Source organism: Pseudobacter ginsenosidimutans (assembly GCF_007970185.1).
GTDB lineage: Bacteria > Bacteroidota > Bacteroidia > Chitinophagales > Chitinophagaceae > Pseudobacter > Pseudobacter ginsenosidimutans.
Map to the genome: position 1 here is coordinate 1,190,723 of NZ_CP042431.1, position 12,964 is coordinate 1,203,686.

The following is a 12,964-nucleotide window of genomic DNA, read 5'->3' on the forward strand; positions in this document are numbered from 1 at the left end:
AAGCTCAAACTGCCTGGTGATGCATACCATACATGTATATCCGAACTTATCATATTCCACATATTTACCGCTATACCTGCAAACGGCATCTTCTCGTTGATATCCCTGTCAGAAGTAAGAATGTAGAATTCATACTCATTTTCCAAATGGGCCACCAGGTTCTTACATGACTGAATGGGTCCTCCGGCTTTATATCCCGGCGTGAACCAATCCGTAAATAACAGGATACGTTTCTTTTCAACCATTATTTGAATAGTTAACCAATACACTTTTCAGAGAAGCCGCCCAACTATCATGATCGATCCGTTTCGAAAGTTTAGAACTGGCATTACCCATTTCATCCAATTCAGTAATTTCTTTATTCATCAGCAATAGCAGTTTCTGTTTCAGATCCTCAAACTCCTGGCTACGGAATTGATACCCATTCCATCCGTCAACTAAGAATTCTGTAGCAGCGCCGCATGTATCTGAAAGTAATAACGGAAGACCGGCTGCAGCGGCTTCCTGTACTACTACCCCCCAGTGCTCGAAGTGGCTAGGCAGGCAAAAGACTGTTGCTTCCTCATAATATTTTCTGATCTCCGTTGGCTGCATGAATGGAAGGAATTCAACCTGCCCATTTTTTGATGGGTTTCTCTGCAGATCTGTATGTAAAGGTCCATTACCAATAAAGGTCAGTTTCCAATCCATCAAACCTGGATTCTCCCTCTGAATTTCTATAAACGCACGTAGTAACCAGTCCGGCCTTTTGTAATTCACCAATCTTCCAATATAAAGGATACGCCTTGTTTTATTCTGTCTGTTATTCCTGATCTGAGAAGTATCGGCACAATACAAACCTCTGATAATTCTGGCAGGGGAAAATCCAAGCCTGCGGGCATATTCATATTGCCAAATTCCTGCAACCCACAAATGTGAACAGAACTTTTGCTGAAAAAATGGACTGAGCCAAACGGCAATCCGTTGTCTGAAATTGGCTTTCCAAGGATTGTCAAGACCCATTATTACAGGAATGGAAGATCTGTTCTTTTTTCCGATACTGTTATACAGTTTGTCCCCCATCCCGAAATATAAATGACGTCAGGCTGAAAGTGATCAAGCATCGCTTCCCGGAAAGTTGATCTGTCGAGAATGGAGATAGCATCCGATCGACCAATATCGTAAGGAGCATTTTTATCCTGCTGGTAACAAACTATCCATGCCTTAGATCCTGCAGAGCTTGTTTGCAGCAGATACCGGATGCATTTAAAAAAATAATCAGGTAAACGCGTATATAAGAAAAGATAATTTCGAGGCTGGTTAATTAGTTGCATACAGATTTATAAGGTCATTCCAAATCTTAGGGGCGGCTCCGTTTAAATTCTCTGAAATTGATGAAAAGCATGGCAAAAAAGAATGGTGTGCCATAATCAATGAAGGCTCCCAGCTTGAAAGTTTTACAAAGGAAATGACTGAAACACCCAAAGGAAATACTTCTGTAAATACCGTTGTCCAGGAAGATCAGACGTCGTACCAATGCTGCTACATAGAGTATAAAGCCCAGCAATCCAAATTCAGACAGTATCCGGATCGTCAATGAGTGACCCGATTTTGAGTTCAATCCATAATAATAGTTCAGGGTAAATATAGAGCCCTTATAAAACCTGAAATATGTTTCTTCGTGACCACCAAGACCAGCGCCTGTGAGAAAATTATTCTTTACATTTTCTTCCGCCACCATGAGGTTAGAGTAAAGGGAGATAGTGGTTCCATTGGCATTGACAGAGCTACTCAGAACTTGTATATTCCCACGGAATACTGCCAACGTATCAACTATCCGCATATTAAAGTTTGCGTTGAAATTTGGAAGAACATAAAAAACAAGATAATAAACCACCGGAATGCTAAACAAATAATATATGGGATTGATATAGGCAAAACTGATTACCAGAATAAATACCATCCATCCGGTCAGATTGAAAGTCAGGATCAATGCCAGCATCATCACCAGAAAATACTTCTTATACTCTTTGAAATGAAAGAAGGTGAAGATCAGTGCCGGCATCAGTATTGAAGCATAATGTGATGGCTCATAAGAAATGGAATCAAGCCTGCCCGGGATCTTGATCAGAATATTGATCCCCACAAAAGAAAGCATCACCTGAATGATTCCAAAAATGGCCGAAAAGTATGCAAACTTTACATATAGCCTGAAAATATTACGATGATCCCCATTCTCGATAATCACAAAGTTGACAGTAAAGATGAGTATGATAGGAATGATCTGCTTGAGAAAATTACCATATTCCAGGTTCAACAAAAGGATGGAGAACAGGGAGGAAATGATAATATAAAAATACATCTTCCACGGCATAGTCTCTGAGTTCAGGATACGTTGAAGATGTAACGTAAAATAAATAATGGCAAAAGGATACCCGACAAAATCGAAATCAATGCCAGCCAATCCCCTTGATGCAAGTTCTTTTGTAAATACAGAAAGTACTAAAAATAACTCCGGAATGGAGTTGACATACATCAGGCCTTTGCCGTTGGGTACTGACCGTAATGAAGCTGCAATCATAATTTACGGGTTAAAATTTTACCCAATCTATATCAATTGAACCGCTGAGGGTCTTAATATTAAAAGCTGACTGGCCCTTACTCAGGTCACTTTCCGCACCAGTAAGTTTCAGGACAGTCCAACTACTACTATTCACTGTTTTTTGAACGGTCCGGGCTCCATCAATTGCAATTGTGGCATTCCCGGTTCTGCTTCTTACCCGAAGGGTCATCGGGAGATTACTCCTTTCCTGGGAAGGGATTTCAACATTTATTGATTCTCCTGACGTGAGAGTTATCCAGGTAGTGAAATTTCTGAAGTCGAATGGTTTATCGAATTCTGTGGCCATCTGAGCTTCCGGGGATCGTCTGGCATTTTCTGCCTCCACCCATACCTCCTTCGACCAATAGTAAGGATGCTCATACTGATGCCAACCATCCAGCTGATAAAAAACAGGTTTGTTTCCCGGTTCGAATACATACATGCTACCCTGCCTGCGAATCCTGAACTGCAGGGTCATATCATTTAGCTGTATCCTGGTATCTTCTTCCATCTGTACACTGCCGGCTAAATTACTATTGGGTTGAATGCTTCCGTAGATCAGGTAGCTATTTCCCATTTTCCGAACCAGGATCAATTGGTTTTCTTTTATTCCTTTGAACCGGTAAGTATAAATATCTGCTTGCAAATTACTTTGTGGATTCAAAAGTTGTCCCTTCAACAGAAAGGGATATACTTTGGAACCGATGGCCTGCGCATAAGCAGGCATTGCTACCTGATAAATATATCCCCTGGGATCATTAGGCCCCACACCATTGGGCCAACCTTTGCCTCCGGTAACATTGAAATAACCCACGTGGAAAAAGTCAGCCCCCAACATCACCATTGATTTGAGCAGCGCCAACCATTGCGCTGGCCGGACACTGTTCTCTTCAATATTCCAGCCTGCAGAAACGAAAGGAGCGAACAATAAATCCCCATAAGCAATTTCCTTTTTCCTGCCTTCGGCTATTTTCCCATATCCGTTCAGTTGGCCGGTAGCGTTACGCCAATTGTCGGGCCGGGCAGGATAGAATGCGGGGGTGGAGTAATGATTGCCATTGATTACCATGTTAGAGCTTCTTCGCATGGCATAATCGGGCCAGTAAGTGCTGTTATAAGCACTCACATTATAAAATGTGAACAAGGTTTTCTTCCATCCCAACTCCCGTAATACTTCGTTCTTATAACAAGTGTCCAACCGGTTTTGGAACCAACCGTTATATTGAGCAATATTCAAATTACGCTGGGCAATATCTTTTTTTACCTCGGGATCACTTTGGAGCAAGGAAGCGGGGCGCATATGTCCGAATATCTCCCCGTTTTCATTCAACATATCGAAAGGTCTTCCAATGTGGCGGGTAACCTGCCGCAAATAAAAAGCAGTAGTATGTGCGTCATTTTTGATGATATCCAATGGCGCCAAAGGACTAAGCCATTTTTTCCCTTTCTCAATAACCGGCTTCCCATTGGCATCCCTGAGATAATAATCAGTTTGCAGATTTTGTGAAATGGCATAGGCAGCTTTCTGATTCAGTGATGCCTGAACAGGTTTTCCCTGTATCTGCATAATCACACTGGCGATCGGATATTGAGGATTCGTCTTTGCATAGCGGATCAACGCATAATGCATTGAACTCGGATTAGTGTATACTTTGTTTGCAGAAACGGAATCCTGCCGAAGTGTGGGAATCTCCAGGTAATAATTCCAACGACGTACCATTTCATCTTCCAATTGAACAGCTTTGGCTGCACTGGTTTTCCCGAATCCTTTTCCTCCGTTGCCTGGCAACTCTCTGTGCAGGTAAGAAATATCCAGCCAGGGGAAATTTCTTTTCATTGAAAGTGATCTATCATATCTGGGATCCGGAAAAGACTTGAGCTGATCCGTTGCCTGCATGGTGTATGACGGGTAGCCGGGTCCGAATTCTTTGCGATCGAGCCCAGTCTGTGGATCCACAGATGGAGCGCTTTTGACTTGCGCAACTGTTGCTTCCCTATTATCTACTACAATTTCAGCAGAATTCCCAAGGGATGGCAATTTCGCAGCCTGTACCTGGATGGTATTACCTGAAATCATTGAATTATAGAAAGCCAGCTGATCGATCTTATTGGTATTTCTGAAGCCGTCAATTTTGTCAAGCACCAACTGATTACCCTGCTTGATATTCCTGCTAAAGCCGTCAACAGATTCGCCATCAATGAATAGCTTTTTGATGCCTAGCTGAATATCTATCATAAACACCCAATAATGCCATTTGCCATCAGCGTAATAATCATATGATTTCCTGCCCGCACCATTCAAATTTATTTTCCAGTCATCAATGACTGGCTTCCCATTTACAAGGCTCGTTGTTTTAAACTGGATGTACGGATACAAAAATTTGATGAGAAAGTGTGGAGTTGGAAGAGTCTGATAAGTGAAATTATTGCCTTTGAAATAGAACTCGATGGTAGCGGCAGTTTTTACTTTCCCATAAAGAGCTGAAGTAAGTGCTGTTCCATTATTATTGTTAAGGTCCATGCCTTTGCCCACTGCTCCATCTACAGGAGTGAGCTTTGCATTGTAATTCTTTGTATTGATGATGGCATTGACACGACTGTCTTTTAATGGATCTGATCCGTCAAAAGTCCATTGCAAATATGGATTGGCCATTTGTGCGTTGACGATCGTTCCCAGGAATAACAGTATTACTGTCAGCCTTACCTTCAAATTATGCTTTTCCATTTGATGATTCAATGACTTTGTTGAATGAATCTAATACCTGAAAGATGATGTTGTCCCAAAGAAATTCTTTCCGGATACGATTTACGGATTCCTTCTTCTTTTCCAACAATTCCTGGTCCGGTATTTCTAAAGCCTTCATCAGCGCCTGCTGCAAAGAACTGCTGGAGCCAGGTTCTATAAGCCAGCCATTCCTTTCATTTACCTGAGCGGCCACTGCACCTACATCCGTAGCGATAATAGCGCACTGGCAAGCCATTCCTTCCAAAATAACATTGGGCATCCCTTCCGCATAACTGGGACAGACCAATACATCAGCATTATCCAAAATAGCTTTGATGGCTTCTTTATTATTCAACTGCCCATGATAAATGATCTCTGGCGATTTAACCCTGTAGCGCTCTGGTATATTGCCTATAAAATGGAACTGGAACTTATATAGTTTTTTCAGTTGCCCAATAGCTTCATGCAATTCATGAATCCCCTTTCTTCTTTCAAATCTTCCCAGGTATACAAATTGCCGCGGGAAATTTATCCCAGGCATATTATCCGTGATAAAGTCCCTTTCGATGCCAGTGGGTATCTCTATGATCTTTTGAGATGCATTCGGAATATTCTTTCTGATGATATCTGTTATTTTACCGCCATAGGAATAAATATAATCTGAATAAGTACTCACATTCCGGAAGGCAGGCCTTAGGATTATCTGTTCGAGCTTATTCCTGAAAGATGCAGTTTTTTGATAATACTCGTATCCGTGTACATTCAATAGTACAGGCGGCAATTTTTCTCCTGATTTCTTTTGTTCGAGCAGATACCATCCTGCCAACCCCTTTGCATAAATCAAATCAACAGGGGGAGTTGTCCGGAACCGCTCATACAGAACCTTTGAATATTGATGTGAAGTTCGCAGGTAATGGCCAGGTAATCTATCAGACTGCTGGTAGGGTATCACATAAGAAGTAATGTATTTCAATTCTTCCATGGTGAAACAGGTGGAAAGATCAGGCTTTGGGATTTGCTTGCCGGTATGATACAGGTCTACGTAAACTTTATTCCTCGCAAGGTATTTACATAAATAGAATGAATGCTTTTGCATACCTCCAATTACAAAAGGCCATATACCATCCGTCAGTAAGGCTATTCGCATATTTCGCAGGTTCAGAGGGTAATTAATTTTCTCAATGCCAGATTGATGCCAGGAATCCTTACAGGCAAAAGATTGTAAAAACCTGCTGCCTGAAAAATTACTTTTTTGGAAAGCGGAAAGCCTGAACCAGCATTTACTTCAAATAGCGATTGTTTCAATTCTCTGAAAGTTTCCTTTGTAATCTTTTGCTGTTTGAAAGCCCACAGCAGTTGCATATATGTATGGTATATAGTTCCATTCAGATATCTATCCAGTTTTTTCTCTTTCGCAGGCAAATAGAATTTTCTAAAGTATAAGACTGCGCCTGTTACCCACTTGTTTAAAAAACTTGTTGTGTCAAAATTTTTTCTTTCTTCCGTTGTACGGAAGAAACAATCAGGCTGACCGGGGAATACCATGAATTGCAGATTATGCAGAAGTAATGCTCTTGTGTGAAATTCAACATCCTGCAAACGCGGAAATTGTTCGTCGAAACCGCCGGTCTTCTTTATAAAATCCCTCCGCCAGATCGGTTGCATAGTCTGCCAGGGAAGATCGTGCTTCAAAAAACCTGGCAATGCATTTTCAGACTTCGGACTCCAGAATCGTTTAACTACATCGACGCGGTCTGTAAACACTCCCAGTGTAAAGATTCCGGCATCAATATGAGGATGTTGTTCCATGGCAGCTACTCTGATAGCCAAACATTCACGAGACAACAAGTCATCACCATCGAAAAAAATTATGTAATGCCCTCTGGTCTGCCTGACCCCTTCGTTCCTGCAAAAATTTCCGCCACGATTCTGCTGATTGCGAATAACCCTGATCCGCTGTTCCTTTTCTGCCTGCTCCTGTACTATTTCATATGACCCATCTGTGGATACATCATCAACAATTATCAACTCCCAATCTGTATAGGTCTGATCTTTTACAGATCTTATTGCCGACTCTATAAAATAACGCTTATTAAACAGTGGGATTATTATAGACACCATTAAGCACTCTTTATTTTTTCGATTCCATCAGGACTTTATTAAGCAATTTTTGCATCTCCTGTATATCCACCACAACATCTGACTCAACTCCATATGCGTTATCATTCCAGCTCTCTCCCCCTATCAAATATCCATACCTCAGATCCAACCTGTTAGCCAACCCCCAATAACATGGATTCACCCATTTTTCCGAAAAGATTTCTATTATAGTTGCCCCCGGGTGGCAAAATAACAGATTCACCTGGCTAGCCCCATGTGGAGCTATTATGATCTCAGCCTGCCTGTACAATGCAGCTTGCTCCTCAAGAGACATCTTTTCAGGAGAAAAAACCTGAAAGCCTTCGCCGATAAGCAACTGTATCAATGCTTCCTCATTTAAGACTTTCCTCTTTTTTGCATGGCGGCGTGAGATATAAATCTTTGGTGCCTCTATGATAATCGGCCGCTTCATTCCTTCATCGTATTTTTTCTTTAATGCCTGAAGTGACCAGTCTGGTAAGAAATCGCCGGTGTCCGGAACTGATGGAATTAGTAATTGTTCTGCATCATACTGCACTTTATCATGAGAGAATACGAACTTCTGCACAGGCAGGTTTAACAAGGATAATGATTCATGATGAAAAGGCATTTTGAGTTCATTGATGATAACCTGATCGCATTTTTCAAGCCATCCTGATCTTTCCAACAATAATAATCTCGGAAGCACATCGAAAGTCCAATGAAAATAATTATAACTACCACCAGCATACCCTGCCACAGCAGTTAAACCGTTCAGCCTTGTAATTCGCGGCAATTTTATTGTCTTAAAAATCTTCATCCGCCCAAAATCTTCATTGACTTTGAACTGTCTTGAAACATCTCCCAGCAATTTATCATCGGGGGCAATAATCATGCAATTATCGCCCAGCACTCTTCCTCCTGGAATATGTGCAATGAATTGAGCAGCGATCTGGTAGCTAACACGATTCAGAAAATTCTTATGAACAACAGAATCGATGGTAACTGGCTTGATCAGGTTAAAAAACTCTTCCGATTCGGTGAGTTTAATATATTCATTTGCCTGATTTTCTTTGTATGCAGTCCAATACTCCAGTGTGGTATTGTAAAAACCTTTGGGTGGACCAATCACTCGTGAGGATGGCGAAAGCCTGGACAAGGCTGGCCCCAATAATGCCTCTGTTGCATTCCATGCCTGACTTAACACAGTCTTAAAAAATGTATCATGAAAGCTATTCCGCTACCAGAATCTTATTATAGAGATTCATCAATTGAGCATTGTGTTTTTCCCGGTCATAGTATTGTTCAACTTTATTTCTATTCACAGTCAGGCGGCCAAGTTCAAGCGCCTGTTTCATCCTTACTGCATAGTCCTCCACATCCTTTTCTTTGACCAGGTATCCGTTTAAACCGTTTTCAACCAGCTCAGGAATTCCCGAATGCCAGGTGCTGACTACTGGTAATTCCATTGCCATTGCTTCAATGATAGCGTTGGGAATTCCTTCCATATCACCATTGGACGACTGGATACTGTGATGCACAAAAACATCAGCAGTCTTCATCAGCGCAGCAGCTTCTGAAGGTGTAACCATGCCTGTAAAGGTCACTGCAGATTCGATACCAAGGCTTTTTGCCAGATCCTGCAACACTTGTTTACGTTTACCATCGCCGGTTAGAATCAGCCGGTATTCCTGCTCCAGATTAGCATTGACTAATTTGGCAAATGCACTGATGGTAAACTCATGCCCTTTCTTTTCCGCGAGGGATGAAACCTGGAGAAATATTTTCTCATGCCCATTGCTTCTTGAAGCCCCGGGGTTAAACTTATTAAGGTCTATGCCATAGCGAAGTACTTCAAATCCAAGGTCAGGAAGTGCCAGCTTCGTGCTGAGAAGCTGTACAAAAAAGTTGTTACAGCTTACAGGATAAACATTAGGAGCCGTTAGTATCTTTCTTAACCTTCGGTTATAACTCTTTTTCCTTGTCATTTCTGTAGCATCATAGCCGTGGAAATGTATGATTACAGGATAATTACCGAAAGGAATATTGTCGAGCAACTGAAGCGCCTCATAACCAAAATGACAATGAATGATATCTGGTTGAAAGGTGCTCACCAATTGTCTTGCCCGGGCAGCATAGGCAGGATTATAAAACCAGCAAGCCAGATCCTTTTTCCATAACACCCAGCGAATCTTACGCAGAATACTCGCTTCCTTAAAAGGTAGTACCTGTACCAGCGGATCAGTTTCATACTCAGAGGCCACTTCATTACAGAGATACCGGCAATTTGCCTCAGTTCTGAAAAAATCCACCTCATTGCGAATGAAAGTAGTAGTTACCGCTCCATAATGCCGTGAAAAATACAATATCTTCATATCAGGCCTTTCCGTTTTTTGAAATCCATTGACTTCTCCTTATTTCAACAGTATTTTTCCGGATAGCAAAAACATTGACAAGTAAGGAGAAGATAGTTCTTCCTTTATAGTTCATTAGCAACCTGAACTTTTCGTTCTCCTTCTTAATTTGAAATCTTTTGTAACGGTAAAGGATCTTTAGTAATTGTAATGAATAGTAATAAATGTCTTTCCACCACAACAAATAAAATCCTTTATTCCTTGTAATGGCGTACCTGTAGGCTGCCAGCACAGACAGGTTTTTCAGGTACCCATCATGTAACTTCACAATGTACTGCCAGTTCAAGCGCTCTTTCGGAATAAAATGCTGAAAGAGCAATGTTTGATCGTACCATATACGATACCCGCTTAAAGCCAAAGCGTTGCATAACTCTACGTCTCCTCCTGAAGAAAGAGACTTCCCTTTTCTGTCATCAAGCAATCCGGCAAACCCTTTGTCAAATAAATCCTGCAGCGCAGACCGCCGATAAATGGAACCGGCGCCATATACATACCCTTTAACTTCAGTGATGTCTCCACTGGTTTTTCCCTGAGCACCCGTAGCATAATAGGTTTTGAAATCATCGAACCAGTGTGGAGGTGTTATTTCGCATTCAGGTTCACCATGCCCACCCAATACTGCCACGTTAGGATTTGATTCCATGATGTTAAATGCCCTTTCGATATAAGAGCTGTTCAACCAGTTGTCATCATCACAATAAAGAATATATTCATATCGGGAAACATCGAAACCTTTCTTACGTGCATGGCTTAAACCTGCCTGTTTCTCTTCTACTACCTTACAATCGACGTGTTTGTTACTTGCAGCAAATTCAGTGGCCACAGAACCTGTATGGTCAGATGAATTATTGTCAACCACGATTAGTTCCCAGGCTACCTGCGAGTTGAAAGTTTGTCCGGCAAGATGTTTCAGCGTAGGCACCAATCTAGACTCGCTATTATAACAACAAATGATTACAGAAATTCCTTTCATATAAGTTGCACTTTGCCCCCCATTTCTACCGTGCAGCTGCATGGGCATTTTTATGGTAAATATTCTTAAACTTTGTTAGTACCCTTCCGGCTGTTAAGTTCATAAACGCAACGGGAAGTCTGACAACAATAATTGAGTTATATGCCGCAAGCAATCTAAGGGCTTTAAAGAAGACTTTTACGCTCAATGCCTTCTTCACAATCCATTGCTGCAACAACTCGTCAAGCCAGTATTTAGCAGTGTTTGTAAATACAGAATCTTCCAGTCCTATTTTCTCCTTAATATATCGTTGCACTTTCAATCCTTCCAATAGAAAAAGGCCTTCCTTGTCGGATTTAAAAGAAACACTGGAAGTATGTCGCCGAAAAAAACTTTTCTTTTCGTTCAGGTAAAAAACTTTGCCCATAGACGCAAGCTGAGTCCACATTAGCCAATCACCACAGTACCTGTGCTGCTTATATGACTGATCTGGCAATTTTTCAAATAGTTTTTTTCTGAAGATAGCCATACTGGCATTGTAGATCCGGTTGCCCCTCGTCATATGTTCTGCAACGAATGTTTTGCCTTCCATCAATTGTGAAGCGGAAGGAAGTTCAATATTCTTTACCACATTATCCTTGGGGTCTACCCAGGTTGACTCACAAAAAGCGATCCCGGTTTCACTATCATTTTCAAGTGCTGGCACCAGTCGTTCCAAAAAATCGGGCTCAGCATAATCATCACTTTCGGCTATCCAAATGTATTCTCCCCTGGCCAGGAGCAACCCTTTTTCCCACTGTTTGAAAGTATTTCCAACATTGGATTCATTGAAAACGATCTCTGACACTTTTGGATGATCCAGATAATTATCTATAATGTTTTTGCTGTTATCAGGAGAATGGTCATCCAGGATGATAAGCTCAAAGTCATCGAAGGTTTGCGCAAGTATGGAATCGATCCTTTTTTTTAAATAAGGAGCATGATTGTAATTAGGCACTATGACTGAAACTACTGGATTCACGATAGACATTTTTCATTGATCAATCAACACCTTTCGCATGGCGTCTATATGAGTTTCGAGGCTAAATTTTTCCCTGGCTGTTTCCCATGCTTTTTTTCCAAGACGATCTCTCAAACCTTTGTCGCCGATAAGTTTGGTAAGGTTATCTGTCAATTCATCTATCTGACCAGAGTATAGAATCCCGGTTTCCAGATGAGTAATGATCTCAGGTGTGCCTCCTCCATTTTTACCGACTACCGGAATACCATAAGATGCTGCCTCAATAGTTGTTCTCCCGAAAGCCTCGAAATCAGAATTCATTACTACTATATCCAATTGCTGATAATAATCACTAACATTGGTTACAAAACCAGTTATCTCAATGACTTTTTCCAATTGATTCTCCTGAATATATTTCCGGATTTGTGTTGTGTCTCCATCTCCGATAAGATACAATTTTGATTTCGGATACCTTTCAAGAATCCGGTGAAATGCTTTCACCACATCAAATTGTCCCTTTTGCACTCTAATGTTTCCAACAATTCCAATAGCAGTAAACTGATCATCAACATGGTTTTCCCTGACTCTTGCCCTCTCTTGAAAATGCTGATCGTACTGAGCCCTTGAATAGATGGCATTAGGTATCACAATACTTTTTACGCCAAAGCGTTTTTTGAAATAATCAGACACAGCCTGAGAGTTGCAAATTATGAGTGCAGGTATTTTTTTGAACCTATGGAAGAGTAGTCCATGTAGGTCAAAGTAGTATCCATGGTCAAGTTCGCCGAATTCTCTTATATGCAGTACTGTTGGAATTTTCAAACGCTTTCCGACAATCAGTCCCCAATAATTGGTTACTGAATTCACATATAACAGATCCGGTGAGAATTCCTGCACTTGTTTGCGCAAACGCGGCAGGTACTTGATGGCCGAGAGAAACTTCTTAATTTGTTTGTAGACCGAAGTGCCCTTGCGATGTACCATCAACGGATACCATACACTTCGATATTCGATTTTTTCTTTTTCCAGTACAGTTTCAATGATGCCTTTTCCAGGAATAATCACCTGAACAGATGCACAACCTTGTTGTTGAAACCGGGAAGCAATGTCTATCATAGATCTGGAAGCTCCATGCAAAAAATTGTCGTGGGATAAGAATAGTATCCGTTTCATT

Annotated in this window: 10 protein-coding genes; all 10 read right to left on the reverse strand. The window is 41.2% G+C overall.

Annotated elements, in window-relative coordinates:
- Positions 1-237: 237 nt before the first annotated feature.
- The gene (locus FSB84_RS04745; protein ID WP_158643778.1) at positions 238-1,002 is read right to left on the reverse strand and encodes a glycosyltransferase family 4 protein; all 765 of its coding nucleotides are present in this window, start codon (positions 1,000-1,002) and stop codon (positions 238-240) included.
- A 337-nt stretch (positions 1,003-1,339) separates the two neighbouring features.
- Positions 1,340-2,341, reverse strand: a complete 1,002-nt coding sequence (locus FSB84_RS04750) for a hypothetical protein (RefSeq protein ID WP_130542654.1) — start codon at positions 2,339-2,341, stop codon at positions 1,340-1,342.
- A gap of 229 nt (positions 2,342-2,570) precedes the next feature.
- Complete coding sequence (locus tag FSB84_RS04755) at positions 2,571-5,306, reverse strand: hypothetical protein (RefSeq protein ID WP_130542653.1); 2,736 nt, start codon at positions 5,304-5,306, stop codon at positions 2,571-2,573.
- Positions 5,293-6,402, reverse strand: coding sequence for a glycosyltransferase family 4 protein (locus FSB84_RS04760; protein ID WP_158643779.1), 1,110 nt, complete (start codon positions 6,400-6,402; stop codon positions 5,293-5,295). Before FSB84_RS04760 ends, FSB84_RS04755 begins: the two co-directional genes overlap by 14 nt.
- Before the next feature lie 62 nt (positions 6,403-6,464).
- The gene (locus FSB84_RS04765) at positions 6,465-7,427 is read right to left on the reverse strand and encodes a glycosyltransferase family 2 protein (RefSeq protein WP_130542651.1); all 963 of its coding nucleotides are present in this window, start codon (positions 7,425-7,427) and stop codon (positions 6,465-6,467) included.
- Positions 7,428-7,437: 10 nt separating this feature from the next.
- Positions 7,438-8,631 carry a glycosyltransferase family 61 protein gene (locus FSB84_RS04770; RefSeq protein ID WP_147122055.1) on the reverse strand — a complete coding sequence of 398 codons (1,194 nt, stop codon included), beginning with the start codon at positions 8,629-8,631 and terminating at the stop codon, positions 7,438-7,440.
- Between the two features lie 25 nt (positions 8,632-8,656).
- Positions 8,657-9,799, reverse strand: a complete 1,143-nt coding sequence (locus tag FSB84_RS04775) for a glycosyltransferase (RefSeq protein WP_130542649.1) — start codon at positions 9,797-9,799, stop codon at positions 8,657-8,659.
- 1 nt (position 9,800) lies between these two features.
- Positions 9,801-10,853: a glycosyltransferase gene (locus FSB84_RS04780; protein WP_158643780.1), complete on the reverse strand. Its 1,053-nt coding sequence runs from the start codon at positions 10,851-10,853 to the stop codon at positions 9,801-9,803.
- Positions 10,837-11,811, reverse strand: a complete 975-nt coding sequence (locus tag FSB84_RS04785) for a glycosyltransferase family 2 protein (RefSeq protein ID WP_158643781.1) — start codon at positions 11,809-11,811, stop codon at positions 10,837-10,839. The genes FSB84_RS04780 and FSB84_RS04785 overlap by 17 nt, the downstream gene beginning before the upstream one ends.
- Before the next feature lie 12 nt (positions 11,812-11,823).
- Positions 11,824-12,963 carry a glycosyltransferase family 4 protein gene (locus FSB84_RS04790; RefSeq protein ID WP_130542646.1) on the reverse strand — a complete coding sequence of 380 codons (1,140 nt, stop codon included), beginning with the start codon at positions 12,961-12,963 and terminating at the stop codon, positions 11,824-11,826.
- Position 12,964 lies beyond the last annotated feature (1 nt).